Origin of the sequence: Agrobacterium sp. SORGH_AS 787 (assembly GCF_030819035.1) — a bacterium.
Classification (GTDB): domain Bacteria; phylum Pseudomonadota; class Alphaproteobacteria; order Rhizobiales; family Rhizobiaceae; genus Agrobacterium; species Agrobacterium larrymoorei_B.
In genome coordinates this window covers 1,883,813-1,909,657 of record NZ_JAUTBG010000002.1, presented here as the reverse complement: position 1 = coordinate 1,909,657, position 25,845 = coordinate 1,883,813, and the positions used below count along the sequence as shown (strand labels likewise).

Annotated in this window: 22 protein-coding genes; 11 read left to right on the top strand and 11 right to left on the bottom strand. The window is 57.9% G+C overall.

Annotated elements, in window-relative coordinates:
* Positions 1 to 95 precede the first annotated feature (95 nt).
* A complete protein-coding gene (locus QE435_RS18445; protein WP_349042259.1) occupies positions 96 to 1,289 on the top strand; it encodes a GAF domain-containing protein in 1,194 nt (397 codons plus the stop codon).
* 10 nt (positions 1,290 to 1,299) lie between these two features.
* Here QE435_RS18445 and QE435_RS18440 read toward each other — a convergent pair whose 3' ends face one another.
* Positions 1,300 to 2,700: a coniferyl aldehyde dehydrogenase gene (locus QE435_RS18440; protein WP_349042258.1), complete on the bottom strand. Its 1,401-nt coding sequence runs from the start codon at positions 2,698 to 2,700 to the stop codon at positions 1,300 to 1,302.
* Positions 2,697 to 3,098 carry a helix-turn-helix domain-containing protein gene (locus QE435_RS18435; protein ID WP_349042257.1) on the bottom strand — a complete coding sequence of 134 codons (402 nt, stop codon included), beginning with the start codon at positions 3,096 to 3,098 and terminating at the stop codon, positions 2,697 to 2,699. The genes QE435_RS18440 and QE435_RS18435 overlap by 4 nt, the downstream gene beginning before the upstream one ends.
* Positions 3,099 to 3,234: 136 nt before the next feature.
* Here QE435_RS18435 and QE435_RS18430 point away from each other — a divergent pair, with 136 nt between their 5' ends.
* Positions 3,235 to 4,251: a zinc-binding alcohol dehydrogenase family protein gene (locus QE435_RS18430; RefSeq protein ID WP_349042256.1), complete on the top strand. Its 1,017-nt coding sequence runs from the start codon at positions 3,235 to 3,237 to the stop codon at positions 4,249 to 4,251.
* A 65-nt stretch (positions 4,252 to 4,316) separates the two neighbouring features.
* On the opposite strand, the gene QE435_RS18425 is transcribed toward QE435_RS18430, so the two are convergent.
* The 5 genes from QE435_RS18425 to QE435_RS18405 form a co-directional block, all read right to left on the bottom strand.
* Positions 4,317 to 5,039, bottom strand: coding sequence for a pentapeptide repeat-containing protein (locus QE435_RS18425; RefSeq protein ID WP_306934797.1), 723 nt, complete (start codon positions 5,037 to 5,039; stop codon positions 4,317 to 4,319).
* A 217-nt stretch (positions 5,040 to 5,256) separates the two neighbouring features.
* Entirely contained in the window at positions 5,257 to 5,760 is a 504-nt protein-coding gene (locus QE435_RS18420) for a GNAT family N-acetyltransferase (protein ID WP_349042255.1), read from the bottom strand.
* Between the two features lie 219 nt (positions 5,761 to 5,979).
* Positions 5,980 to 7,644 carry an electron transfer flavoprotein-ubiquinone oxidoreductase gene (locus QE435_RS18415; RefSeq protein ID WP_306931819.1) on the bottom strand — a complete coding sequence of 555 codons (1,665 nt, stop codon included), beginning with the start codon at positions 7,642 to 7,644 and terminating at the stop codon, positions 5,980 to 5,982.
* Between the two features lie 285 nt (positions 7,645 to 7,929).
* The gene (locus QE435_RS18410) at positions 7,930 to 8,850 is read right to left on the bottom strand and encodes a cation diffusion facilitator family transporter (protein WP_349042254.1); all 921 of its coding nucleotides are present in this window, start codon (positions 8,848 to 8,850) and stop codon (positions 7,930 to 7,932) included.
* A 49-nt stretch (positions 8,851 to 8,899) separates the two neighbouring features.
* Positions 8,900 to 10,294: an anti-phage deoxyguanosine triphosphatase gene (locus QE435_RS18405; protein WP_349042905.1), complete on the bottom strand. Its 1,395-nt coding sequence runs from the start codon at positions 10,292 to 10,294 to the stop codon at positions 8,900 to 8,902.
* Between the two features lie 166 nt (positions 10,295 to 10,460).
* On the opposite strand from QE435_RS18405, the gene QE435_RS18400 reads away from it, so the two are divergent.
* Positions 10,461 to 11,249 (top strand): SDR family oxidoreductase, encoded by a 789-nt coding sequence (locus QE435_RS18400; RefSeq protein WP_349042253.1) that lies wholly within the window; start codon positions 10,461 to 10,463, stop codon positions 11,247 to 11,249.
* Between the two features lie 85 nt (positions 11,250 to 11,334).
* Positions 11,335 to 11,538 carry a hypothetical protein gene (locus QE435_RS18395; protein ID WP_306931812.1) on the top strand — a complete coding sequence of 68 codons (204 nt, stop codon included), beginning with the start codon at positions 11,335 to 11,337 and terminating at the stop codon, positions 11,536 to 11,538.
* 3 nt (positions 11,539 to 11,541) lie between these two features.
* On the opposite strand, the gene blaOXA is transcribed toward QE435_RS18395, so the two are convergent.
* Complete coding sequence (gene blaOXA / locus QE435_RS18390) at positions 11,542 to 12,291, bottom strand: class D beta-lactamase (RefSeq protein WP_349042904.1); 750 nt, start codon at positions 12,289 to 12,291, stop codon at positions 11,542 to 11,544.
* 215 nt (positions 12,292 to 12,506) lie between these two features.
* On the opposite strand from blaOXA, the gene QE435_RS18385 reads away from it, so the two are divergent.
* The 4 genes from QE435_RS18385 (at position 12,507) to QE435_RS18370 (ending at position 16,164) form a co-directional block, all read left to right on the top strand.
* The gene (locus QE435_RS18385; protein ID WP_349042252.1) at positions 12,507 to 13,391 is read left to right on the top strand and encodes a LysR family transcriptional regulator; all 885 of its coding nucleotides are present in this window, start codon (positions 12,507 to 12,509) and stop codon (positions 13,389 to 13,391) included.
* A 153-nt stretch (positions 13,392 to 13,544) separates the two neighbouring features.
* Positions 13,545 to 14,837, top strand: a complete 1,293-nt coding sequence (locus tag QE435_RS18380; protein WP_349042251.1) for an Hsp70 family protein — start codon at positions 13,545 to 13,547, stop codon at positions 14,835 to 14,837.
* A gap of 113 nt (positions 14,838 to 14,950) precedes the next feature.
* On the top strand, positions 14,951 to 15,826 hold the full coding sequence (locus QE435_RS18375; protein WP_349042903.1) for a uracil-DNA glycosylase: 876 nt from the start codon (positions 14,951 to 14,953) through the stop codon (positions 15,824 to 15,826).
* A 149-nt stretch (positions 15,827 to 15,975) separates the two neighbouring features.
* Positions 15,976 to 16,164 carry a hypothetical protein gene (locus QE435_RS18370; protein ID WP_306931805.1) on the top strand — a complete coding sequence of 63 codons (189 nt, stop codon included), beginning with the start codon at positions 15,976 to 15,978 and terminating at the stop codon, positions 16,162 to 16,164.
* A 201-nt stretch (positions 16,165 to 16,365) separates the two neighbouring features.
* On the opposite strand, the gene QE435_RS18365 is transcribed toward QE435_RS18370, so the two are convergent.
* Both QE435_RS18365 and QE435_RS18360 read right to left on the bottom strand, forming a co-directional pair.
* A complete protein-coding gene (locus QE435_RS18365; RefSeq protein ID WP_349042250.1) occupies positions 16,366 to 17,229 on the bottom strand; it encodes a hypothetical protein in 864 nt (287 codons plus the stop codon).
* Between the two features lie 222 nt (positions 17,230 to 17,451).
* Positions 17,452 to 18,390, bottom strand: a complete 939-nt coding sequence (locus QE435_RS18360) for a DMT family transporter (RefSeq protein WP_306931803.1) — start codon at positions 18,388 to 18,390, stop codon at positions 17,452 to 17,454.
* A 425-nt stretch (positions 18,391 to 18,815) separates the two neighbouring features.
* Here QE435_RS18360 and pepN point away from each other — a divergent pair, with 425 nt between their 5' ends.
* From pepN to QE435_RS18345, 3 genes are all read left to right on the top strand, one after another.
* Positions 18,816 to 21,464: an aminopeptidase N gene (gene pepN / locus QE435_RS18355; protein WP_349042249.1), complete on the top strand. Its 2,649-nt coding sequence runs from the start codon at positions 18,816 to 18,818 to the stop codon at positions 21,462 to 21,464.
* Between the two features lie 121 nt (positions 21,465 to 21,585).
* Complete coding sequence (locus tag QE435_RS18350; protein WP_349042248.1) at positions 21,586 to 21,894, top strand: carboxymuconolactone decarboxylase family protein; 309 nt, start codon at positions 21,586 to 21,588, stop codon at positions 21,892 to 21,894.
* Positions 21,895 to 22,069: 175 nt separating this feature from the next.
* Positions 22,070 to 24,466, top strand: a complete 2,397-nt coding sequence (locus QE435_RS18345) for an ATP-binding protein (RefSeq protein ID WP_349042247.1) — start codon at positions 22,070 to 22,072, stop codon at positions 24,464 to 24,466.
* Between the two features lie 60 nt (positions 24,467 to 24,526).
* On the opposite strand, the gene QE435_RS18340 is transcribed toward QE435_RS18345, so the two are convergent.
* Complete coding sequence (locus QE435_RS18340; protein ID WP_349042246.1) at positions 24,527 to 25,642, bottom strand: metallophosphoesterase; 1,116 nt, start codon at positions 25,640 to 25,642, stop codon at positions 24,527 to 24,529.
* Between the last annotated feature and the right edge of the window lie 203 nt (positions 25,643 to 25,845).

The following is a 25,845-nucleotide window of genomic DNA, read 5'->3' as shown; positions in this document are numbered from 1 at the left end:
CTTCAAACTAGGTTGTATTCATCAAGTATTTTATTCATTAGACATTTAATACTTGCCTCCCTATATCTTCCTACTATTGCCGTTGTCGAAGACACATGGCTTTCTTTTTGTGGTGGACTGGTGCGTTGATCAATACAGTGTCGGTAACGTCGGACCTCCTTACCGCAGAACGAGACATTCTGGCACGTGTGGCGGTAGGCGGCCCGCTGAAACAGGTGTTGCGTGATATCGTGCTTCTGGTGGAAAAGCCTGCGGGCGGCGAGTTGCTGGCATCCGTTCTGCTCACCACGGAAGATGGCAAGCGTCTGACCCAGGGGGCGGCGCCGAGCCTGCCCTGCGATTATAACGACGCAATCGAGGGCATTTCCGTTGGCCCTGGTATCGGGTCTTGCGGCACTTCAGCCCATACGGGCGCCCCCGTCATCGTCAGCGATATCGCTACCGATCCGCTTTGGGCGAATTTCCGCAAATTGGCCCTCGCCCACGATCTCCGCGCCTGCTGGTCGATGCCCATACGAGCTGCCGATGGGCGCATTCTTGGCACCTTCGCCAATTACTACCGTGAGCCCCGCAAGCCTTCGGAGCGAGATTTAGAGGTCATCGGCATGATCTCACGAACGGTGGCTATTGCCATCGAGCGTTCGCAAAACGAGGAGGCACGCGATCGGGCAGAGGAGCAGCGGATGCTTCTTCTGCGAGAGTTGAACCATCGGGTGAAAAACGTCTTCGTGCTGGCTGACTCGATGCTGGCAATGACGGCGCGAACGGCAACGAGCGCCGAGGAGCTTTCCTCCACGGTTCGAGGCCGCCTGCGCGCCCTGGGACGGGCGCATGATCTCGTGCAGCCGACGTTTTCGGCCGAACATGTGGCCTATGCACCGGACGTGCCCTTGCGTCAGATCATCGGCGATATTCTGGCGCCCTACACCGACGCAGCTACCGACCGGGTTGTCTTCGTCGGTATCGACGACGTGCGTATTCGGGCTGATCACATTACGAGTGTCGCGCTGGTCTTGCATGAACTCGCCACCAACGCGGCGAAATATGGATCGCTTTGCTCCGAAGACGGTCGGCTCGTGGTTGCCTGCACCACAGGCGAGACGCTGCAAATCATGTGGAGCGAGCGGGGCGGGCCAGTTTCGGGCCCTCCGACCAGCAAGGGCTTCGGCTCAACGCTCATCCAGCGCACGGTCAGCAGCATGCGCGGAGAGATTTCCTATCACTGGTCGCCGGACGGGCTGGACATCACCATCTGCCTGCCCATTAACACGATTTCCGCCTGCGCCTAAACGCACGTCCTTATCGTAACAGGTAATCAAGCCCAGCCTTGACCATCCGACCGAAGGGCGGACGTAGAAGGCTTGGCACGCTGAAACGTCCTCTTGAAAACACGCCCTTGGCATGGCTCATGCGGCGGAAGCCTTCTATGCCGTGATAGGCCCCGGTGCCGCTTGGCCCTATCCCGCCGAACGGAAGGTCATCCTGCGCCACATGCAGCACCGTGTTGTTGATGCCGACATTGCCGGACGTGGTGCGTGACAGGATCATCTTACAGTCGTCACTATGCGCATCTGCGAAGACATAAAGCGCCAACGGCCTTGGCTTTTCATTGATGTAGGCGACCACCTGCGAAACATCGCGATAAGTCAGTACGGGTAAGATCGGCCCGAAGATCTCTTCCTGCATCACCGCCATGTCGTCGCTCGGATTGATGACGAGCGTCGGCGGCAGGACACGGATACGCGTTCCAGCCCCCCCCTCTCCTCCGACCGGCCGCACAGACGCACCCTTGCTGACCGCATCTTCAAGCAAGCCATTCAGCCTAGTGAAATGCCTGTCGCTGATGATCGACGCGTAGTCGCGGCTCACCACGCCCTCGGGGTAAGATCTTGCCACCGCCTTGTCGAAAGCATCGATGAAGGCTTCGACCTCGGTTTCGTGGACGAAGACGTAATCCGGGGCAACGCAGGTTTGCCCGGCATTGGTGAGCTTGCCAAAGACAATAGACGCAACGGTTCCGGCGTTGACGTGACCCGGCAGTATGATCGTCGGGCTCTTGCCGCCGAGTTCCAGCGTGACCGGCACGAGATGTTCACTCGCAGCCTTCATCACCAGACGCCCGACCTGCGTGCTGCCGGTGAAGAACAGATGGTCGAACGGCAAGCTGCTGAATTGGGCGCCTACGCCAGCGTCGCCAAGCACCACGGCGACTTTATCTTCCGGAAAGGCCTCGGCGAGCATTGCCTTCATCAAGGCGCTCGTTTCCGGCGCAAGTTCCGAGGGCTTCAACATCGCCCGATTCCCGGCGGCAAGCGCCGTGGCAAGTGGCACCATGGCCAGCAGAAACGGATAGTTCCAAGGCGACAGAATGCCGATGACACCGAGCGGCTGATACTCCACCCAGGCGCGTCCGCATTGCGACAGCGCGCCTATATGGCGCGGTTCGGGCTTCATGAAGCGCTTCAGATTCCGGTCCAGGTAATCGATCGCCTGGATCACCCCGACAATGTCCAGAAGGGCGGTCTCATTCGGCGACCGTCCGCCGAAATCCGCATCAACCGCCTGTTCGATTTTGCTTCGATAGGAGGTCACAACCTTCCGCAGGGCCTTGAGATCGGCTCGGCGTTCCTCCAGTGACGGAGGTCCATCGTGGAGAAAGGCGTGGCGCTGCCTTCCCAAAAAATCAGCGGCGGTGCTCATTCGGCAGCAGCGAGCGGCGTTACGACGTCCTCGGGCGCGGCAAGCGTCTTGACGCCGTCCTTGCAGACCACATGGGTTTCGCCCCAGGACTTGAGCGCTGAGATGACCGGCGCCATGCTGTTGCCAAGCAGAGTCAGGCTGTAATCGACCCTTGGCGGCACGACGGGAAAGACTGTGCGGGAGATCAGGCCCGCATCTTCCAGTTCGCGAAGCTGCTTCGTCAACATGCGCTGGGTGACGCTTGGAATGTGGCGGCGCAGGGCATTGAAACGCAGAGTTCCTTCGGTCAGCAAATGATAAAGAATCACGCCCTTCCACTTGCCATCGAGGTAACACAGCGTCGATTCCACCGGGCAGCCGGGAAAATTATCTTTCAGTTTGGCGCGAGGGCGGGACATGAAAAGCTCCGTTTTTCAGGTTCTGCGGGTGGCCACAGTATCCTTTTTGTCAGTATAAACACAAAATGTGCATTCTTGCAGCCATTGCTCATAGCTATCAAATAGACGCCGAAGCAACAAGCGAAGGAGAAAGAACATGCGCGCTGTCGGCTACAAGACCTGCAAGCCCGTAACAGAAGCAGACGCTTTGGTGGATTTCGAACTGCCTGCCCCGGAGGCCAACGGCCACGATCTTCTGGTGGAAGTGAAGGCAGTTTCGGTCAATCCGGTCGATACCAAGGTTCGCCGAAACCAAGCGCCCGAGGCAGGCCAGGCCCGCATCCTCGGCTTCGATGCTGCGGGTGTCGTCAAGGCTGTTGGCGACAAGGTCAGCCTGTTCAAGCCAGGCGATGAAGTGTTCTATGCAGGCGCTATCAACCGCCCCGGGACCAATAGCGAGTTTCACCTCGTGGATGAACGCATCGTTGGTAAGAAGCCGAGAAGCTTGAGTTTCGAGGAAGCTGCGGCCCTACCGTTGACGGCGATCACCGCCTATGAAGCCCTGATCGATCGCCTCAAGGTAAAGGATCCCGTTGCAGGTGGCGCCAACGCCATCGTCATCATCGGTGGTGCCGGCGGCGTCGGTTCGATCGCAATCCAACTTGCGCGGCACCTGACAGACCTGACAGTCATCGCCACGGCGTCGCGGCCGGAAACGAAGGAATGGGTCGCGCAGTTTGGTGCACATCATGTGCTTGACCATAGCAAGCCGCTTGCACCACAGGTAGAGGCGCTTGGTTTAGGTGCCCCGAGTTTCGTCTTTTCCACCACCCATAGCGAGCTCCACCGCGCCGACAGCATAGAGTTGATTGCGCCGCAGGGGCGCTACTGCCTGATCGACGATCCAGAGAATGGTTTCGATATCATGCCATTCAAGCGCAAAGCCATTTCCGTTCATTGGGAGATGATGTTTGCCCGGCCGGTCTTCGAAACAGCCGATATCCTGGAGCAGCACAATCTGTTGAACCATGTGTCGGAGCTGGTTGACCAGGGCAAGATCAAAACCACGATGACGGAAACGTTCGGCACGATCAACGCCGCGAACCTTATCAAGGCGCATGCGCTGGTCGAAAGTGGCAAGGCCAAGGGCAAGATCGTGTTGTCCGGCTTCTGAGAACACGTGTAGCCACATGGTGACAGACTAGCCGGATCACAGTGTGGTCTGGCTAGTCTTCACCATCAATCGTCTTCCGGATCGGCGGGGCAAGGCCAGGTGGCTGGTTTGGTCAATCCTTGCGGAAGCTTGGTTTTGTCGTCGCCACAGGCAATATCGATCTGCTTTTGGTCGAGCCCGGTCGCGGCGGAAAGGTCCAGCCCTTCGATGCGGGCCAGCAGCAGGAACGAGTCGGAGAAATCGATCGGCCCGGTAAACTTGGCGCCCGTGAAGCTGGCGCGTGAGAGGTTGGCCTTGGTGAATTTGGTGCCCGTCAGCACCGCGCCATTGAAATCCGCCCGCCCGAGTTCCGCCTTGGAAAAATCGGCATTGACGAGCTTGGCATTCTCGAAGTTGGCGCGCTGCATTTCAGCGCTGTTGAACCTGGCATTTTCGGCATTCGCATCGCTGAAATCGCTGCGATAGGCCTCGATCTTGATCAGATTGGCGCCCTCAAGCTGGGAGGAGGCCAGCGAGGTACGGATCAACTTGGCCTTCTCCATATTCGCCTTATTGAATGAGGAGCCGCGCAGATCGGTATAGGTAAAGTCCGTTCCGTGCAGGTCGGCACCGTCGAGAACGCTGCCGCCCAGCATCAAGAGCCGCTTGTTGCATTCGCTCCAGTCGATGCCAGTGGATGCGTCGGCTCGGCAGCTCGCCGCCATGGCGGGTTGACCGCTTATCGATATCGCCCCGATCACCGCTGCGACCGCAGCCAGCAAATGATTGCTAGGCAAAGCCGAGACCATTCTGGCAAGTTTCCTCATTGCTCACTCCCAACCCCTTTTAGGGGTATATTGACCCTCTTAACCTATGAGGGACCCTCTTCACATATAGGGGCTCTGTCACATCTAAATGATCCAGCCCGCAACTGTAAACGCCTCCCTGATCACTATCATCGATGCCCTAACCCTTCAGGTTGCAGGTTGTTCAGAAATAACAGCTAAGCGAGTAGCAAGAATAGGATTACAGTTTCTTCAGCATCGCCACGCGACGCTTTGGATCAAGACCAGAGTCGATCTGAGCCCTCAGCCTTTCCGCGAGAAAGACTGACATTTCCTCCGCCTCAAGGATGCGAAAGCCGAGCTTCGTATAAAAGGGCGCATTGAAAGGCGCATAACGATCCGTAGTAAGAACCGCGTCAGCTAGTCCTTTCTTACGTCCAACATCCAGCAGGGCCAGAATCAGCGAGGTGCCAATGCCCCTGCCCTGTGCGGCGCGCTCTACGTCGAGCTCGACGACATAAAGATTGCCTCCCTCGTTCAGCCCAAGCGTAAAGCCGACGACACGTCCCGCCTCTTCGGCCACCAGAAGAAGTCCCTCGTCGAGGCTCTGCTCAAGCAGAAAGACCGGCGCGGAGACAGGCTGCTGCGATACCCCGCAGACTTCTGCCCACACAACAAAGGCATCCAGTTCGATTTCCGCCAAACGTGGAAAGTCGTCCTGCCGTCCGGCACGGATCGTCGCCATATCGCATCATCCCCTCATGCAGGCGCACCGTCTTACTCGCAGATGAAGCGATAAGCCGAGCGGGCCACACCGATATCACATATTGGCGTGGACTAGCCCTTCGACGAACATCCCTGCTGACAGCGGTCCGGGCGGGCCGTGCCAATGTTACATATTGGCGTAAACTGGCCCTTCGCCGAACATCTTTGCTGGCGGCGGTCCGAGCGGGCCGCGCCAATATTACATATTGGCGTAAACTGGCCCTTCGCCGCCTTGTGGCGGTACCCAGTTGATATTCTGGTTCGGGTCCTTGATGTCGCAGGTTTTGCAGTGGACGCAGTTCTGCGCGTTGATGACGAAGGTTGGCTCGCCTTCCTTCTCCACCCACTCATAGACTCCGGCGGGACAGTAGCGCGTCGAGGGTCCGGCATAGACATCATGCTCGGAGCGCTTCTGAAGCTCCATATCCTTCACCTGGAGATGAACCGGCTGGTCCTCCTCATGGTTGGTGGAGGAGAGATAGACCGAGGACAAACGGTCGAAAGTCAGGACGCCATCCGGCTTGGGATAGGCAATCGGCTTGTGGTTTGCTGCGGGCTCCAGGCTTTCCGCGTCGGTCTTGCCGTGCTTCAGCGTACCGAAGATGGAGAAGCCGAAGAGCTGGTTGGTCCACATATCGAGACCGCCGAGACCGACGCCAATCGCCGTGCCGAACTTCGACCAGAGCGGCTTGACGTTGCGCACCCGCTTCAGATCCTTGCCGATATCGGTGCCACGCCATTCGTTCTCGATCTCGATCACTTCGTCATTGGCGCGACCAGACGCGAGAGCTGCTGCAATTTTGTCCGCCGCCAGCATGCCGGAGAGAACCGCATTGTGGCTGCCCTTGATGCGCGGGACGTTGACGAGGCCTGCCGAACAGCCAATCAACGCGCCGCCCGGGAACGTCAGCTTCGGCACCGACTGGTAGCCGCCTTCGGTGATGGCGCGCGCACCGTAGGAGACGCGCTTTCCGCCTTCGAAAGTCGGTGCGATTGCCGGGTGGGTCTTGAAGCGCTGGAACTCTTCGAAAGGATAGAGATAGGGGTTCTTATAGTTCAGGTGAACCACGAAGCCGACGGCAACGAGGTTGTCTTCCAGATGATAGAGGAACGAGCCGCCGCCCGTCTTCATGCCCAGCGGCCAGCCGAAGGAGTGCTGCACGAGGCCCTGCTTATGGTTCTCAGGCTTGACCTGCCATAGCTCCTTGATGCCGATACCGAACTTCTGGACGTCGCTGTTCTTCGACAGATCGAACTTCTTGATGAGCTGCTTGGCAAGCGAGCCGCGCACGCCCTCACCGATCAGCACATATTTGCCATGCAGTTCCATGCCGCGGGTGAAGGCAGGGCCGGGCTCGCCATTCTTCTCGATGCCCATGTCACCGGTGGCAACACCGATGACGGCGCCTTCATCGTTGTAAAGAACTTCGGTTGCGGCAAAACCCGGATAGATTTCCACGCCAAGCGCTTCCGCCTTTTCCGCAAGCCAGCGACAGACGAGACCGAGCGAGACGATGTAGTTGCCGTGATTGTTCATCAGCGGCGGCATCAGGAAATTGGGCAGACGGATCGAGCCGGCAGGTCCGAGGAACAGGAACTGGTCGTCCTTGACTTCGGTCTTGAAGGGATGCCCCTCCTCTTCGCGCCAGCCGGGCAACAGACGGTCGATACCGATCGGATCGACCACTGCGCCGGAGAGAATATGCGCGCCGACTTCAGCGCCCTTTTCCAGTACCACGACGGAGAGGTCCGGATTGACCTGTTTCAACCGGATGGCGGCAGAAAGGCCCGCAGGTCCAGCGCCGACGATCACGACATCGAACTCCATCGATTCACGTTCCGGCAATTCCATTTCTTCCGTCATAAGATCCTCGTCGGTTTACCGGTCCCGTCCGGCTTTTCGTTGTTCCTGCCCTACACCAAACCGCAGCCGAAGACGTGTGGAAAAACGTCGTCGCAACAAGCAGTTCGCGTCATCGTTCTTGGCAAAGCAAAAGCGCTTTGTCGAGATGAATAGCAACGATGCTTACATGGCGCCACCAAATTGTCCGACAACCTGATGACTATCAATTACTTTTACGTACACGTAATATCAAGAATAGGAATGATGGTGTGCGTCGTCAAGGGAGTGGGACGAGCTGGGTCCCCGTCAAATCGCCCACTCCTCGTCCGTCGTGAACACGATGGTGAGCCAGCGGTCATGTCCTTCTCCACCCAGCGCCTCGCCGATTTGGTCGCGAATGGCGTCCCATTCTTCCAGGCGACGGGCGGGTGTGTTTTTCGGCACAATGAAGAAGAGTTCAATCTGTCGTCCACGGCCGACGCGTGCGACATAGGAATAATGCGAGGAAAAGCCAAATTTCTCAACGACTTCCTTCGCGACCTTATCCACATGCAGTTTGAACTCGGTCGGCGTGACCAGCAGGATGTCGGCCAGCGCCTGCTTCACATTGGCGAAAGGCATCGGGATGATGACGAGGCAGACGAGCGCCAGCACGGCCGGGTCGGTGTAGGATGCTAGCCAAGCATGGGAAGAGTGAGACAAGGCATAACCGCCCATAAAGGCGACGAAAAGTGCTGCACTCAACATGGCGCTCATCAGCCAGCTTTTGGCGTCGAGCGCGACGAAGGCGGATTTCAGCGTCCGGTTTTTCCGCCGAATGAACCATGCCATTCCAAGCGACACGGCAAAGGTGAAGAAGGTGACGACGATCGCATAATCGAACGCGATCACACGGCCGCCATCCATCAGGCTGTCGATCGCATTGATGAGCGCATAGACTGCGGCCCCTATCAAGAGCGTGCCATTCAAACCAAGGACCATCGGCTCCAAATGCCAGAAACCCATGGTGAAGCGTTCCGCCAGCTTGCCGCCTGGATTGGGCAGCGCCGAGGCGGCGATCAAACGCGCCACCATCAGCGCCAGCATGGTCATGAAGGCATCGGTCAGCGAGTAGATGCCATCGAAGACGACGGCGAAAGAGCCGGAATAAAGACCGGCAGCAATCCCGCACGACGCCAGGATCACGGTGACGGCGATCGAAAGCTTGAGCAGTGATTGTTCGGTCATGAAAAAGGTCGCCCTTCAAATCTCGGTACGTGTTGTCGTTTTTGCCTCTTCAGAGCCTGTCGAATACGGACCCCGCCCCCGGTGAAAACAGTCGCTCATAGGTTCTGACGAGATAGCCGTCCGTCATACCCGCAACGAAGTCGCAGATGATGCGCAGATCGCCGCCGGATTTTTCGTAAAGCGGGAAGACATCTTCCGGTAGCAGGCGCTCAGGATCGGACTGCAGCGCTTCGAAGACAGCGACGACCATCCCCTGCCCCTTAAACTCCATATGCTGGACACGCGGGCTTTTGATCACATGTTTGCGCACGACATCCTGAAAGGCCTTCAGCAGTCGAACACGGTCCACTCCAAGCTTAACACGGTGACGCAAGAGTGGCGTTTCAAACCGCTCGTCGTCGGCAAAGCGTGCATCTGTGATGAAATAGCCGACCAGCATGCTGATAAACATTTTGCGGTCGCCGCTATTACCGAAGAGCCCATCCACGATTTCGCGATAGACGTCATTGCCGCGCTTATCCTTATGGTTCTTATTGAGCATCGCCATGAAGCTCTCGCAGTCATCCGCCGTCACCTCCTTCTCGAAGGCATCGCGGGTTATGAGCTGCATGGCGATCGCGTCCTCAAGATCGTGGACCCCGTAGGAGATATCGTCCGCCACATCCATAATGGTGCAATCGAGTGATTTATGCAGCGACTTGGCGTGTTTTCCGTCGTCCTGCGTCACTGTCTGGAAAAGATCACGATCGGCCTGCGGCAGAGGATCGAGCACCCAGTCCACCACTTCCGTTTCGCAATCCATGTAACATTTCGGAGGCTTCGAGGCCTGCGTGTCGATGATGCGCAGCGTCGAAGGACCGTCATGCAGTTTTGGCAGGCGCGCGGGATGGGCAGCTTTCGAATAGGCGACGGGGTACTTCAGAATACCCAGCAGAGTGCGCCGCGTGAGGTTGGCGCCATTGGCTTTTGAAAATGTCTCAAGGCGGCTGAGAATGCGTAAAGTCTGGCCGTTTCCTTCGAAGCCCGCTTTGGCGATGTCGGTAATGACGCCATTGCCGTTGCGCCCTGCTTCGTCCGGATTTGCTGCCATGCGCATGCAGTAATTCAGCGCGACCTCGCCGCCATGACCGAAAGGCGGGTGGCCAAGGTCGTGGGCGCTACCGATCGCCTGGATGAGGCTATGCTCCGGCAGTTCCGCCGTCACCGGATGATGAGGAAAGGCCTTGCGCAGATGCTTGACCAGACCTGCCGCGATTTGCGCCACTTCCAGAGAATGCGTCAGGCGCGTGCGATAGAAGTCACTATCGCCGAGGTTTAGGATCTGCGTCTTGCTTTGCAGTCTTCGAAATGAGGTGGAGTGGATGATCCGCCCATAATCGATGTCGCTTTCGCTGCGGGCGTCGTCACTCTTGCGGTTTTCGACTTTCTGGCGCTCGTTCCACACGTTCAAGCCCGTCCTCTGCCAACACAAAATTCACGGGGCTGTCTTATCGAGGCGCAAGAGGCGGCGCAAGCAACCGCGCTCAAGGCCAAGCCGATCAACACTTTTCAGGGCTGGACGCAGGCGCTACAAGCGTGGGCAATCATCATGAGCATGAAAGGACACCGTCATGGATTTGGGTATTTCCGGCAAGCGCGCATTGGTTCTGGCCTCGTCTCGCGGCCTCGGTCTCGGCATCGCGACGGCGCTGGCAAAAGAAGGCGTCAACGTGCTCATGGTCGGACGCAGCGGCGAAAAGCTGGACGCCAACGCCAAGGCGATCAACGCGCTCGGCAAGGGCAAGGCGGACTGGGTCTGGGGCGATCTCGGCGAAGAAAACTTCGTGCCATCCATGATCGAAGCGGTGAAGACGAAGCTTGGCGGCATCGATATTCTCGTCAACAACACAGGCGGCCCGACACCGGGTCTGGCGCAGGAAATCACCCCCGAAAAGCTGGATACGTTCTTTCAATCCATGGTGTTGCGGGTCATCACCCTCACCAACACATTCTTGCCACAGATGAAGGAGCAAGGCTGGGGCCGCATTCTGACCGTAGCCTCTTCCGGCGTGTTCGAGCCCATTCCAAATCTCGCGCTCTCCAACACGCTGCGCGGCGCGCTTGTCGGCTTCAATAAGACACTGTCCAGTGAAGTCGCGGGTTTCGGCATCACCGCCAACATGCTGCTGCCCGGACGAATCCACACCGATCGCATTGATGAACTGGACGGCGCAAACGCTAAACGCCTTGGCAAGAGCATGGACGAGGTTCGCGAGGCCTCGGTCAAAAGCATACCCGCGGGTAGGCTTGGTACGGTGGAAGAATTCGCTGCCGCAGGCGCGTTCCTGTGCTCTCAGCCGGCCAGCTATATTACCGGCACCATGCTGCATGTGGATGGTGGAGCGGCAAAGTCGATCTGATCTTGCAGATCGGCTTGATGTAACGCTTTGAACTGAGAGCCTTTCCGGATACCATTCGGGAAGGCTTTGATTTTGGGAGAAGACCATGCAGGCACTTCGCACGATTTTAAGCATACTCGGCGTTCTGATCGTGCTGATCGGTCTGATCTGGATTGGCCAGGGCAGCGGCTATTTCCCCTATCCCGCTTCCAGTTTCATGATCAATCAAAGCCCGTGGATGCTGCGCGGCGCGCTGGTGGCGCTCGGTGGCATCATCCTGATCGTCGTCGCGCGCCGAGCGCTTCGCTGATCGTTACTTGACGAGCTTCGGCAGATCGGCGATCAGCGCATCGCGAGTCGCGAAACTGATAGGCTCTTGGCTTTTCCAATCCTCGATTTTGAGGCTGGCGAATACGACCTTGCGTTCTCCCTTCTGCGCCCAACCGACGAACCAGCCGAGCCACCAGTCGCCATCATAGGTGTTGGCCTTGGTGCGCATGCGCCCCGATCCCGTCTTGCCGTGAACCTGCCATCCGTCTGCCGCTGAAAATAGCGGGATGACGGCTTCCGTTTTCGCAATCGCCTCCTTGGAGACGGGCAGCTTTCCGGTGACGAAGCGACGCACGAAGTCTACCTGTTGATCGCCAGAAATCTTCAGCGATGACATCAGCCAGGCTTCCGTGAGGCCATCCGTCTGTCCAGCAACCCCGCGTACGTCGGCATTGCCATAAGAGAAGCGCTGAACATAGTCAGCAAACTTGGCCTTGCCCAATCGACGGGTGATTTCCTGCGAATACCAGACGATGGAATCCCGCTCCCAGACCGTCGGATCGACAGATTTCTGTTCGCGCTTCGGTCTTTTCCATTCCGTCTTATAGTTCCACCGCGGACTGGTCGCATCCTTGAGAATCCCCGCATCATAACCCATGACAGCGAGCGGAAACTTGAAACTGGATTGCGGAGCGAAAGCCTTGTCGCACACGCCGTCGCGGTGCAGAACGGCGCCGCTTTCGGCGTCCAGAACGACGGTGCAATGCAGCTTTTCAGCCGCTTTGGCTTCCATCGAAGAGCAGCCTGCCACCGCCAGCGATGCGATGAAAACCGCTGTTCGTCTCTTCGTTTTCATCATCGAAAGATGCATGGCTATCTCCTCTATGCGTCAATTCCAAAGTTTCGGTAGGAGAGAATTACGGTGGTTTGCCTCAGCGGGACAAATGATGATATCTGGCTCCGGCCATGAATTAAACTTGGCCTTCCCGCTACTCTGGACACGATCCTATGGTTCGCCCTCACCTTCCGCTCAACGCGCTGCGCGCCTTTGAAGCCGCTGCCCGGCATCTGAGTTTCACCCGTGCCGCCATCGAGCTTTGCGTGACGCAGACCGCGATCAGCCATCAGGTCAAACTGCTGGAGGACCGCCTTGGTGCGGCGCTCTTCAAACGTCTGCCGCGCGGTTTGATGATCACCGACGAGGGGTTGGCGCTTTTGCCGACGCTTCGCGATTCCTTCGACCGCATGGCCGATATCCTACAGCGTTTTGAGGATGGGCATCTTCAGGAAGTGCTCAGCGTCGGTGCGGTCGGGACGTTTGCCGTCGGCTGGCTGCTCCCTCGCCTCACTGAGTTCCAGGACCTTTATCCCTTCATCGATATCCGCCTCTCCACCAACAACAACCGCGTCGATATCGCTGCAGAAGGCCTCGACTTCGCGATCCGCTTCGGCAACGGCGCCTGGCACGACACCGAGGCGGAAGAGTTGTTTTCCGCACCGCTCTCTGCGCTCTGCATCCCGTCAATCGCCGCGCGCCTCAAAACCCCTCACGACGTCACGCAGCAGACGTTGCTGCGCTCCTACCGTGCCGACGAATGGCCGGACTGGTTTTCCGAGGCCGGCGTTCCCGCGCCTCGACTGAAGGGTATCGTCTTCGACTCCTCAGTGCCCATGGCCGAAGCGGCCCTTCAGGGGGCTGGCATCGCGCTTGCTCCACCCCTGATGTTTCAGCGTCATCTCTCCTCGGGCGATCTTGTCCAACCGTTTCCGGTCTATGTGTCAAAGGGCTGTTACTGGCTGACGAGGCTGAAGTCGCGCGCCGTCACCAATGCCATGGCCACCTTTGCCGCATGGCTGAAAGACAAGGCTGCGGGAATGAAGGAGCACGCGTGAAAAAAACTATCGGGGCGCGCTTGCCATTCATAATTCGCTGTGCCATCACGCGCCCTCTTCAAAATAGGCGGGCGCGGTTGCGCGCCTTTTATTGCCCGGATGCTCGCATTCATCCCGGGACTGCTTTCTCTTTGACTCATAAGGATATTCGTCATGACACGGACACTCGGGCTTGATTTTGGCACGACCAACACAGTTATGGCGCTGTCCGAAACTGGCAGCAGCAGCCACTCGATGCGCTTCACCTCCAGTGCCGGAACGACAGACAGCATGCGTACCGCCCTCTCCTTCATGAAGGACAAGGGGCTGGGTGCAGCAGCGCTTCATGTCGAGGCAGGCCAGGCTGCCATCCAGCAATTCATCGAGAACGCTGGCGAGTGCCGCTTCCTGCAATCGATCAAGACCTTCGCCGCCTCTTCGCTGTTCCAAGGCACGCTGATCTACGCCAAGCGCCAGAGCTTCGAAGATCTGATGGAGGTGTTTCTGCGCAAGTTGAAGACCTATGCAGGCGATGAATGGAAGGACGATGTATCGACTGTGATCGCCGGTCGCCCCGTGCGTTTTGCCGGCTCCAATCCCGATGAAGCATTGGCACTTGCCCGCTACAATGAAGCACTTACGCGCTCGGGCTTTCCTGAAATCCATTATGTCTATGAGCCGGTAGCAGCCGCCTATTACTTCGCCCAGAGTTTGAAGAAGGATGCCAACGTCCTGGTGGCGGATTTCGGCGGCGGCACCACCGATTACTCGCTGATCCGCTTCGAAACGCATGGCGGCAAGCTTTCCGCAACGCCCATCGGCCATTCGGGCGTTGGTGTTGCGGGCGACCATTTCGATTTCCGCATGATCGACAATCTGGTTTCGCCGGAAATCGGCAAGGGCAGCAAGTTCAAGAGCTTCGACAAGGTGCTGGATGTGCCATCCGGCTACTACGTCAATTTCGGTCGCTGGAATCAGTTGTCGATCTTCAAGACTTCCAGAGAGTTTTCCGATCTGAAGTCCTTGCTTCGCTCGGCGCTCGAGCCGGAAAAGCTGGAGCTCTTCGTCGAACTGGTCGAGCATGATGAGGGCTACCCCCTCTACCAGGCAATCTCTGCCACCAAGATGGCGCTTTCGTCCCAGGAAGAGGCAGAGTTCAACTTCTCGCCGCTTGGCGCGGCAGGTAAGAAGATGGTCAAGCGGTCCGACTTCGATCGATGGATTGCCGACGATCTCGCCAAGATCGAAGAGGCACTGGACGAGGTTCTGACAAAGACGAACACGGCTCCTCAAGCCATCGACAAGGTCTTCCTGACGGGCGGCACCTCCTTCGTTCCTGCCGTGCGCCAGCTCTTCACTCGCCGTTTCGATGCCGACAAGATCGAAAGCGGCGGCGAACTTCTTTCCATCGCCCATGGTCTGGCGATGATTGGCGAAAGCGGCGACATTGCGCGCTGGACGGCATAAGAAGCGTTTGGCGGGAAAGGCGGTCCGCGAGGGGCGTGACCAACCATAGGGCAGCCGGGAAGAGCCCCGGTAGCTGCTTCCATTTTACAAGGAAACGCTCTAGTTTGCGGCCCATGATCTCGGCACAGGACCTTTCCCCGGCAGAACTGGCTGCACTTCTGCATTTCCATGCAGATGCTGGCGTCGACTGGTTGCTGGAAGACGAGCCACTGGACCGCTTTGCCGAGTTTGCAGCAAGCCGTCAGGCGCGTGCGCCACAAAGAAGCAGCGAACCGCAACAGCCTGAGGTGCGAAGCGCGCCGCAGCAGGCTTCACCCTCTGCGAGGCAATCTACTCGCGCACCTGCGCCTGCTCCTGCGGCGGCGGTCAACGTTGCACTGCCTGACGATCAGGCGATCGCTTCGGCACGTTTCGCGGCCGAAAGCGCGCGGTCTCTTGCCGAGTTGAAGACTGCGCTGGAAAGTTTCAACGGCTGCAATCTCAAAAACAGTGCCCGCAACACGGTGTTTGCCGAAGGCGACCCCTCCTCCGGCATCATGGTCATCGGCCCGATGCCGGATGCCGATGACGATCGGGAAGGCACTCCGTTTACCGGAAAGACCGGACTCCTTCTCGACCGCATGCTGGCGGCGATCGGGCTTGATCGCACCAAGCTGATGCTGACCAATGTCGTCCCTTGGCGTCCGCCGGGCAACCGCTCGCCGTCGGGTCCGGAGATGGAAATCTGCCGTCCTTTCATCGAGCGACAGATCGCTCTGGCCGAGCCGAAAGCACTGTTGCTTCTCGGCAACTTTACAGCGCGTTTTTTCTTTGGCGGCTCTGGAACGATCCATACGCTCCGGGGGCAGTGGCGTGATGTCGCAGTGGGCGCAGAGAAAGCCCCTGCTATTGCAACGCTGCACCCGCAAGAGCTTTTAAATGCCCCGGCAAGTAAGTCGTTGGCTTGGAACGATTTATTGGCTTTTAAGGCGTGTTTGCGCGATTTATGAATGCTTCCTTTTTGATCATTGTAAACGGATTATGAAAAAAGCCATGCAAATGGCGCATAACAGCGACGCATTAGGCCGGGTTGCCGAATCTATGCCGCACTGCGATAAGAACCATGTCTTGGGAGGAAAAGGTTTAAGGAACCAAGGCAATGACCACTCGCTACCGTCCGGTTCATTCCGGCTTTGAAACGCTTCGACTTGCTGGCCTCGGCCCACGCTCCAGTCAGGGCTATCACCGTTTCGGTGTAACAAACGAACAGTTGACTGCACGCGCTTCGACACAGCAGGTACGCGCGACCCGTCCTTCGGCGGTTTTTGCAGATTTTCGCGAACGCTGAGACGACACTGGTGCGGCCTTGTCCGCACATGCTGCATGCATTGCCATGCTGATGAGGCGCCTTTCATCTGGAAGGCGCTTTTTGCATTTTCAGACGATAGCTTCGCAAAACAGCCTGGCCGACGGGACAGTAAGTCTGCGTCGGGTGGACGCTGACCCCACTTCCTTTGCCGGCGACCGCCATTCTGCGAGCCTTAATCCTCTACCTAGCTACGTTCAGCTGGCCCCGAAGCAATGATTTCGCTTCAAGGAACGCGTCTTCCACGTGCTTGAGCTTCCTCGCTTGCCAGCCGCAATATTCGCGAAGAAAGTCGCGGGACAGCCACATAGAGCTGCGTGGCGTATCGTCCATCCACCCGACGCTACCTTGTTCTGCAGCTTTGTTCAAAAGCCGTTGCAGATGCGTGCGCGACATCATGAAGGTGGCCGCCAGCGCTCGGACATCGACATAGCCGATATCGATCCGCTCATTCTCCGTATCCCGAACACGGGTGACGATCTCGTCCATGACCAGACCGCCAGCTTCCACCCATTGAAAAAGCCCGACGCGCTCCGGCGGCTCAGTCCAATGTTGATCCGCAAGACAGGCGCGCGCTGCGGCGGGTTGGGCATGCTCAACGATCTGAGGATAGGCCATCAGCGTGGCAGCGCGGTTTCCGTTATCCATTCCGTCAATGGCAGAGAGGTTTGCCAAGTACCAGTTGAAAATTCCCTGCTCGCTGATCTGCGTGGCGCGATAGCGCTTGGGTCTCGTCGCGGCAGAACGGTTCGCCTTCTCGATGTAGCGATAGATCTCAAGCTGATCGAGATAATTCTGTACCGTGTTGCGGCTGGCAACGCCGGTAGAGATCACCATCTCACGCAATTGGGCGACGGTGAAACCTTGGGCACGCTGCTCGGCGCTGAGGGCCATCGCCATCTGTGTGAGAAGCCATTTCTGGTGCGCAGACAGCAGGCGCGCAAGGCGGGGGTTCTCATCGAAACGCCCACGCAATACCCGCGCCAAATGTTGAATGGCGCCCAAAAGACCGGGATGAGCAACGAGTTCATCGTAAGTAAAGCTCATCGGCGGTGCTCCGCCATCAATAATTCTGCGGCACGTCTCTCAAAAAGAAAAAGAGGACGCCTGACATTTCTCTCGCCGTGCTGCCCAATTTTTTCTGGCTTGAAATCCCAACGCAAGATGCATCACCCAATACCCACAACCTATAAGGTACATAACACATTTCTGCGTCAGACCATGAAGTTTTCTTAAAATTCACAGGTGTTTATTCACAGGTAGACGAAATCAACCGGATGGTGTTGAGGCCTTGCGCGCTGCTTTACGCTGAAGCCCCAATTGGTGCTCGCGGAAGATGATGAAGATACCTGCTGAAATGACGATGCTGGTTCCGAGCAGCATAGTGAAGGTCGGCACATCGCCGAAAAGAATATAGGAAACACCAATGCCAAGCAGGATCGAACTATATTCGAAGGGTGCGATCGTCGATACTTCCGCGTGACGGTAGCTTTCTGTCAGCAGAATTTGGGCTATACCGCCAGCAATGCCTGCGGAAACCAAAAGAACGGCCTGCTGCATACTCAACCATTCCCAACCGAACGGCATACTCAAGGCTGAAATCAGCGTGCCGGTCAGCGAGAAATACAGCACGATCGTCGGCGTGCGTTCTGTCACGACCAATTGGCGCACCTGGACCATCGCCAATCCACCGAGCACTGCACCAAACAGGACTGCCAGAGCGCCAATGCTTTCGCCTGCCTCGAGCCCGCCATTCTGCAACAGCGTCATCTTCGGCCACAGGATGATGACAACCCCCATCATGCCGACAACGACCGCTGACCAGCGGTAGATACGCACCGTTTCGTTCAGCATCAGGGCGGCGAAGACCACGGACATCAATGGTGAGGCGTACCCGATTGCGATGAATTCCGGCAGCGGCAGCAAGGTCAGGCCATAGAAGCCGCACATCATCGACAGAATGCCCAGAAAGCCGCGCTTGAAGTGGCCGAACAGATTGCTCGTGTGGAAAGCACGTGTGAGGCTGCGAAGCCAGGCCAGATAGAGAATGATCGGAAGGATGGCAAAAGCCGAGCGGAAGAAGGTGATCTGTCCCGCAGGAACATCCGGTCCGGCGGCTTTGATGCAGGTCTGCATGACGAGAAAGAATGCGACGGATGTGAGTTTGAGGAGAATGCCCCTCACGGGACTGTATGTGTCTGCACTCATGGGAACTTGCGATCGGGATTTGCAGACGCGGTGCCCGCAGATTGGAGTTTGACCCGAGCGCACCGCACAGCAGATCGACTTTGGCGCCATTAGATCACGCAGGCCAACGGAGGTAAACCGATTCGGCGGGGTTGGCCGGTCGGTCCTGTCGATTGAGAGTTACGATGGATGCCAAAGCGCGAATGATTTTCGAGATATTCTCTTTCTGCGTGTTGGCAGCTTCAGTAATCGTTCAACATTTCATGAAATCATACGCCGATGGGAAGTGCGCAGATGCGGATTAAAGCTTCTTTCTGGCAGTACTTCAGGGACGCATGTCCCCCGCCTCTCCATGATGGTGACGCGTATCGACAAGTTTACTTTCACCCATCATGTCCGCATGATGGTTAGGCAGCGGCAAAAGCAAGGTTCATTCGGGAATAGTTATGCGAACAGATACGGGTCAGATTGTTCAGTTGGCGGATTATCGCGCAACGGATTTTGTGCTTGAACGGGTTGACCTCACATTCGAACTGGACCCACAAAATACCAAGGTGGAAGCGCGGCTGATCTTTCACCGCCGCGAGGGCGCGGACAAGGCTTCGCCGCTTATCCTCGATGGCGACGAGCTGACGCTTTCGAGCCTGCTTCTCGACCAGATCGAGATGCCTAAGACGCAATATGACGCCACGCCAGAACGACTGACCATTCGCGATCTGCCGGAAGAGGCCCCCTTCGAGATCTGCGTGACCAATTATATCAATCCGGAAAGCAACACCCAGTTGATGGGTCTCTACCGTACCAACGGCGTCTACTGCACGCAGTGCGAGGCCGAAGGTTTCCGCCGCATTACCTATTTTCCAGACCGTCCCGACGTGCTGGCGCCCTACACGATCACCATCATCGCGGCCAAGGAAGGCAATCCGCTCCTCCTGTCGAACGGCAATTTCCTCGGCGGCGGCAATTACGACGAAGGCCGCCATTTCGCTGCCTGGTTCGATCCGCATCCGAAGCCAAGCTATCTCTTCGCGCTCGTTGCCGGTGACCTTGGTGTTGTCGAGGACAGCTTCACCACGATGTCCGGTCGCGAGGTGGCGCTGAAGATTTATGTCGAGCATGGCAAGGAGCCACGCGCGACCTACGCGATGGACGCGCTGAAACGCTCCATGAAGTGGGACGAAGAACGCTTTGGCCGCGAATATGATCTCGACATCTTTATGATCGTCGCCGTGTCCGACTTCAACATGGGCGCGATGGAGAACAAGGGCCTCAACGTCTTCAACGACAAATATGTTCTGGCCGACCCGGAAACTGCGACCGACGCCGACTATGCCAATATAGAGCGCATCATCGCGCACGAGTATTTCCACAACTGGACAGGCAACCGCATTACCTGCCGCGACTGGTTTCAACTCTGCCTCAAGGAAGGTCTGACCGTCTACCGCGACCAGGAATTTTCCTCCGACATGCGTTCGCGGGCGGTCAAGCGTATCGCCGATGTCCGTCACTTGAAGTCTGAGCAGTTTCCCGAAGATGGCGGTCCGCTGGCCCATCCTCCCCGTCCCGACAAATATCGCGAAATCAACAACTTCTATACGACCACGGTCTATGAGAAGGGTGCCGAAATCACCGGCATGATCGCAACGATCCTGGGAGAAGACGGCTTCCGCAAGGGCACCGACCTCTATTTCGAGCGTCATGACGGCGATGCGGCGACGGTTGAAGATTTCGTCAAGTGCTTCGAAGACGCGTCTGGACGCGATCTGACGCAGTTCTTCCGCTGGTACATCCAGGCCGGAACGCCGCTCGTCAGCGCCTCCACCTCTTATGATGCGGCAAAGGCGATCTTCACGCTGTCGCTGGAACAGACGGTTGCACCGACGCCCGGCCAGAGCCAAAAGCAGCCGCTGCACATTCCGCTTTCGACCGCCCTCATTCTGGACAACGGCCAGTTCGTCACGCCGAGCAAGGTTGAAGGCGGCGAGTTCAAGGACGGTGTCCTGCATCTGACGGAACGCAGCCAGAGCTTCACCTTCTCCGGCATTTCGTCGCGCCCGGTTCTATCGATCAACCGCGGTTTCTCTGCCCCAATCAACCTGCATCTGGAGCAATCGTTGGACGATCTGATCCAGATCGCCCGTCACGAGACCGACCTCTTCTCACGCTGGCAGGCCCTGACAGCCCTTGCCCTGCCCAACCTGATTGCGGCAACGCAGGCCGTGCGGTCCGGCAAGGAGGTCAGCGTCGATCCGGCCTTCATCTCGACGCTGATCGAGATCGCCGGTAATGATGAGTTCGAACCAGCCTTCCGTGCCCAGGCGCTGGCGCTGCCGAGCGAGGCGGATGTGGCGCGCGAGATGGGCAAGGATAATGATCCCGACGCCATTCACAAAGCGCGCAACACTGTTATGGGTGCGGTCGCGAAAGCCGGCATCGAAACCTTCAAGCGCCTCTTCTCAAGCTTCGAAGAAAAACGCGATTATTCCCCGGATGCCGCAAGTGCCGGAGGCCGTTCTCTGCGCAATATCGCAATGAGCTATCTGTCCTATGCGGAAGAGACGCCCGACCGCGCCGCGCAGACCTTTGCCAATGCTTCGAACATGACTGACCTCGCACATTCTCTGAGCGTCTTGACCCAGCGGTTTCCGGACTCCGCCGAAGCGCCCGAGGCGCTGGCGGCGTTCGAAACGCGCTTTGCCGATAATGCTCTGGTGATGGACAAGTGGTTTGCGCTTCAGGCCGCTATTCCGGGAGACGGAGCGTTGGCACGCATCACGTCCCTGATGGCGTCCAAGCACTTTATCGCCACCAATCCAAATCGCGTCCGCTCGCTGATCGGCACCTTCGCCTTTGGCAACCCAACGGGCTTCAATCGTGCGGATGGCAAGGCTTACGACTTCCTGGCCGAGCAGATCATATCCATCGACAAGCGCAATCCGCAACTCGCAGCACGCATTTTGACCTCCATGCGCTCTTGGCGATCGCTCGAGGCGGTTCGCGCCGATCATGCGCGTGCTGCCCTCGGCACCATCGAGCGCAGCGCGGGGCTCTCGACCGACGTGCGGGACATTGTCGAACGTATGCTGAAGGGCTGACAGGGCCTGCTACTCTGTGAGAAAAGGGCCGGGCTTCCGGCCTTTTCTTGTTTTAGATCAAGAACAGGTTCCCGCTCTTCTCGTAAATTTGCCTGATCGATCGGCACAGAGAAGACGCGATATGACAATTAGCCCGGCATTCCAGAGCTTCAGCAAGGAAGCACCAAGCCACTACACAGCATGGCTTGAAGCAGTTGCAGGACTTGGCAAGGCTTCAGTGCTTGATGCCAGAACCCAGAGCCTCGTCTATATCGGCATTCTCGCAGCCGCGCGACTGGAGAGCGGTCTTGCCTTTCATGTTCAGGAAGCCAAGGCCCATGGCGCATCGCGGGACGAGATCGTCAGCGCCGTTCTTGCAGGTCTGCCTGCGGTCGGAAACTGCGTGGTGCAGGCCCTGCCGATCGCGCTTGAGGCCTTTGACCACAACTGACGTAACGGCAGCCAAAACAGCATTGTCGGGCGCTCGAAAAAAAGCGCGAGTCGGTTCAAAGGGTTAAAAATCTTTTAACTTTCATCTCTGGACAAGGCGAATCGGCTTTGATTCATTAGGCGCAGATTCGAGCGGCGGCGCTTCGAATTTACACGAGGGACATCAAGGCGGGACAATGACGAACGTGCGGCGGGCGACTGCGGGCGATGAGCGACCCTATGCCAGATTTGTTGAAATGACGGCGTTGGCTTACAGGGCAGCGGAGAGCTTCTCTTCAGCCGGAAACCTGCTCGCCATGCTGTTGCAGGCCCGCAGGCTTGAGACGCTGCTCAAGCGTCTTATCCCCATTCTCATTCTCGCTTTCCTGGTCGTCATCGCAGCATCGCGCATGTTCGGTATCACCGCGGAATATGAGCGCATGGAAAATGCGGCACGGCAGACGACAGCGCTTTCCGCATTGACGGCACGCGCAGCTCTTTCCGGCGTCGAGGCTCTGGCTGCCACGCAGGACCGGGCCGCCGTCGAACGTCGCCTTAATCAATCTTTCCCGGCTGGCAGCATGGATGACGATACCGTCGTGCTGGTGGCGGGAATGAATGGCCGCATCTTCGGCGGCGTCGGCCTTCACGCGGCATCCTATGTGGGGACATCGCTGACCACCCTGCTTCCAGAGATCGCGATTGTTCGCCGCTTCCCCGGCGCGCCTGGAACGATCGAAACGGATATCGATAATACGCCGCATTACGCCACGATGCTGCCGCTTGGATCCGATGGCGGCATGATCATCACTGCCCGTTCCTTGCAGCCCATGCGCGCCTTCTGGCGCAGCGAAGTGGCGATGAACGTCACCCTCTTCGCTGGCATTTCCTCCATCCTGCTGGTCATTCTCTATGCCTATTACATGCAGGTAAAGCGGGCGCGTACCGCTGACGAAGTGTTTGTCGAATCCAACCTTCGCGTCGAGACGGCCCTGTCTCGTGGCCGCTGTGGCCTGTGGGACTTCGATCTGTCGACACGGCGCATGTTCTGGTCCACGTCGCTTTATGAAATTCTCGGCCTGCCGCCGCGCACCGAGCCGCTCTCCTTCAGCGATGCGGCACGCATGATGCATTCCGAAGATGGAAATCTCTACGAACTCGCACGCTCGGTGGGCTGCGGCGAGTTGCGCCAGATCGATCAGATTTTCCGCATGCGCCATACCCATGGGCATTACGTCTGGCTGCGCGCCCGTGCCCAGGTGATCCACACGGGGAACGGCCCGCGCGTCATCGGCATCGCCATGGATGTGACGGAGCAGCACCGCTTGGCACAACGTTATGCGGAGGCCGATCAACGCCTCGCAGAAGCCATCGAATGCACATCGGAAGCTTTCGTCCTGTGGGACAAGAACGATCGCCTTGTGATGTGCAACACGCATTTCCAGCAGGCCTATGGTCTGCCCGACAGCGCACTGGTGCCCGGCACGGAACGTTCGGTCGTTTACAGCGCCGCCGCACGTCCGATCGTCGAGCGCCGTGTGGCAGACTCCGATCAGTCGGGACTATCGCGCACCACGGAAGTGCAGCTTGCCGATGAGCGCTGGCTGCAGATCACCGAACGCCGTACCCGCGATGGCGGTCTTGTCTCCGTCGGTACGGACATTACGCTTCTGAAGCGCCACCAGGACCGACTGCGCGAATCCGAGCGCCGCCTGATGGCAACGATCGGCGATCTTTCCGCCTCCCGCCACAAGCTCGAGCGGCAGAAGACCGAGCTTTCGGACGCGAATGCCCTCTATCAGGCGGAAAAGGAGCGCGCCGAAGCGGCCAACAAGGCGAAGTCCGAATTCCTCGCCAATATGAGCCATGAGTTGCGCACGCCACTCAACGCCATTCTCGGCTTTTCCGAAATTCTGGTGGCTGAAATGTTCGGCCCGGTCGGCTCGCCTAAGTACAGCGAGTATGCCCGCGACATCCATGATAGCGGCCAACACCTGCTCAACGTCATCAACGACATTCTCGACATGTCGAAGATCGAAGCAGGCCATATGCGCATCAACCGCGAGAGGGTCGATCTTGCGCCGTTGGTGGAAGAAACCTTGCGCCTGACGGCCATCCAGGCCGCGCAAAAGAACATCACTATTCAGCAGCGCCTGTGCAGAAATATGCATATGAACGGCGACCGCCGCGCCATGAAGCAAATCATGCTCAACCTGCTGTCCAACGCAGTCAAGTTCACCGACGACGGCGGCCGCGTCGAGCTTCGCACCCATGTGCACGAGAACGGCTTGATGCTGACGATTGCCGATACCGGCATCGGTATCCCGACTGCCGCCATCAACAAGATCGGCCAGCCGTTTGAGCAGGTACAGAGCCAATATGCCAAGAGCAAAGGTGGCTCTGGCCTCGGTCTTGCCATCTCCCGCTCGCTGGTCAGGCTCCATGGCGGCAAAATGAAAATCCGCTCCTGCGAGGGCAAGGGAACGGTGGTCACTATCCTCATTCCGCACGCCCATGTCGCCAAGGATATGCCGTATCTCGCTTATCAGGCGAGGAACAAGCTGGAGCTCCTGCGCTCTCACAAGCTGAATTGAAGACCCTCGCTCACCGCCTTTGGGATCGCAAAACCATCGCACAGTTTAGCGCAGCATGCTTTAGCGCGATAACAAAGTGATCCGGGTCAGCTCGGAGGGAATGCCGAGTCGCAGCGCAAAGCCTGGCCAGAGCGCCGTCCCGTTGTTGACGTAAAGCTTCATGCCGCCGACATCGTAGAAACCGGATACGAAGCCGTTATTAGGGCCTGCGACCACGCGGTCGAGCCCAACGACCATACCGCCATGCGTGTGGCCGGAAAGCTGAACTGCTACACCCAGTGCGGCATTGTCTGCCGCTTGACGGGGCTGGTGATCGAGCAGGATGACAGGCGCACCGGCGGGGGCGCCTCTGAGTGCCGCCGCCGTGTCATGTGCGGGAAACGCCGTTCTCGTCGATGAGAGGTCGGTGACGCCAGCGATCACGAGCTTCGCGTTGCCGCGCTTGATGACAGCGTTGCTGTTGGCAAGCGTCGTCATGTTGAGGCGCTGGTAATAGGCCATCCACTCGTCATAGCCGAAGAAATATTCGTGGTTTCCGGGAATAGTGTAAACGCCATCGCGAGCCTTAAGCTCTGCCAATGGCGCAATGTCGCTGCTTCTGGCTTCAACCTTGCCGTCGATGAGATCGCCGGTAATGACGATCAGGTCGGCATTGAGCGCATTGGTTTTCTCGACCACTGCACGCGTCCAGAAGGCAGGAAAGAGGCGGCTGATATGCAGGTCGGTGAGTTGCACGATCTGATAGCCATCGAAAGCTGGATCAAGCCCTGGGACAGCAATCTCGATGTCCTTCAGTGGCGGAACACGGACCGCCTGGCTGACGGCGAAGGCGGAGAGAGCCAGAGCAACAGCCGCCATCCCGTAACGGACACCGGAAGGCACCAGCGGGAAGTGCCCCTTGAACAGCATCAGGATCACCGACACCACATCCAGAGCAATCTGGAAGACGGCGAGCAGCAGCATGAAGCCGAAGAGCAGGTTGAAGCAGATGATCAGTGGTCTTGGAAACTCAGGCGAGAAGACCGAGCCGGACGAGAGGCGACTGAAGAGGTGATATTGCGAAGCGGCAAGAAACAACAGCGTAAGGGCAAGCTTCAAAGGCCAAACCCAGGGCAGTGGCTGGATGAAGCGGACAGCGACCACCAGCCATGGAATTCCGAAAATAAGGTGAAACATCAAGACGCTCTCGTTTTAGCTTTCGCCTTAGAGCGCCGCGCGTCTTTTCGGACGCACTAAGGACGCTCTATCTCTTTAAATCTACGCATCGTACGTTTCCGAAAATCGATTTCGATTTTCGGGCCGATGCTGTAGGTGGGGATGCCGCCTCGATCAATCCAGCCCGGGAAGATCCTTTCTATTGCCGCGAGGACGACCCGTGC

What these genes read in the sequence shown, in the direction of transcription:
- QE435_RS18440 (WP_349042258.1), bottom strand. Translation starts at nt 2,700, where the DNA reads ATGAGCACCGCCGCTGATTTTTTGGGAAGGCAGCGCCACGCCTTTCTC.
- blaOXA (WP_349042904.1), bottom strand. Translation starts at nt 12,291, where the DNA reads ATGGAAGCCAAAGCGGCTGAAAAGCTGCATTGCACCGTCGTTCTGGAC.
- QE435_RS18415 (WP_306931819.1), bottom strand. Translation starts at nt 7,644, where the DNA reads ATGACGGAAGAAATGGAATTGCCGGAACGTGAATCGATGGAGTTCGAT.
- QE435_RS18445 (WP_349042259.1), top strand. Translation starts at nt 96, where the DNA reads ATGGCTTTCTTTTTGTGGTGGACTGGTGCGTTGATCAATACAGTGTCG.
- QE435_RS18360 (WP_306931803.1), bottom strand. Translation starts at nt 18,390, where the DNA reads ATGAGTGCAGACACATACAGTCCCGTGAGGGGCATTCTCCTCAAACTC.
- QE435_RS18345 (WP_349042247.1), top strand. Translation starts at nt 22,070, where the DNA reads ATGACGAACGTGCGGCGGGCGACTGCGGGCGATGAGCGACCCTATGCC.
- QE435_RS18435 (WP_349042257.1), bottom strand. Translation starts at nt 3,098, where the DNA reads ATGTCCCGCCCTCGCGCCAAACTGAAAGATAATTTTCCCGGCTGCCCG.
- QE435_RS18370 (WP_306931805.1), top strand. Translation starts at nt 15,976, where the DNA reads ATGACCACTCGCTACCGTCCGGTTCATTCCGGCTTTGAAACGCTTCGA.
- QE435_RS18420 (WP_349042255.1), bottom strand. Translation starts at nt 5,760, where the DNA reads ATGGCGACGATCCGTGCCGGACGGCAGGACGACTTTCCACGTTTGGCG.
- QE435_RS18430 (WP_349042256.1), top strand. Translation starts at nt 3,235, where the DNA reads ATGCGCGCTGTCGGCTACAAGACCTGCAAGCCCGTAACAGAAGCAGAC.
- QE435_RS18385 (WP_349042252.1), top strand. Translation starts at nt 12,507, where the DNA reads ATGGTTCGCCCTCACCTTCCGCTCAACGCGCTGCGCGCCTTTGAAGCC.
- QE435_RS18395 (WP_306931812.1), top strand. Translation starts at nt 11,335, where the DNA reads ATGCAGGCACTTCGCACGATTTTAAGCATACTCGGCGTTCTGATCGTG.
- QE435_RS18350 (WP_349042248.1), top strand. Translation starts at nt 21,586, where the DNA reads ATGACAATTAGCCCGGCATTCCAGAGCTTCAGCAAGGAAGCACCAAGC.
- QE435_RS18340 (WP_349042246.1), bottom strand. Translation starts at nt 25,642, where the DNA reads ATGTTTCACCTTATTTTCGGAATTCCATGGCTGGTGGTCGCTGTCCGC.
- QE435_RS18425 (WP_306934797.1), bottom strand. Translation starts at nt 5,039, where the DNA reads ATGGTCTCGGCTTTGCCTAGCAATCATTTGCTGGCTGCGGTCGCAGCG.
- QE435_RS18400 (WP_349042253.1), top strand. Translation starts at nt 10,461, where the DNA reads ATGGATTTGGGTATTTCCGGCAAGCGCGCATTGGTTCTGGCCTCGTCT.
- pepN (WP_349042249.1), top strand. Translation starts at nt 18,816, where the DNA reads ATGCGAACAGATACGGGTCAGATTGTTCAGTTGGCGGATTATCGCGCA.
- QE435_RS18380 (WP_349042251.1), top strand. Translation starts at nt 13,545, where the DNA reads ATGACACGGACACTCGGGCTTGATTTTGGCACGACCAACACAGTTATG.
- QE435_RS18410 (WP_349042254.1), bottom strand. Translation starts at nt 8,850, where the DNA reads ATGACCGAACAATCACTGCTCAAGCTTTCGATCGCCGTCACCGTGATC.
- QE435_RS18375 (WP_349042903.1), top strand. Translation starts at nt 14,951, where the DNA reads ATGATCTCGGCACAGGACCTTTCCCCGGCAGAACTGGCTGCACTTCTG.
- QE435_RS18365 (WP_349042250.1), bottom strand. Translation starts at nt 17,229, where the DNA reads ATGAGCTTTACTTACGATGAACTCGTTGCTCATCCCGGTCTTTTGGGC.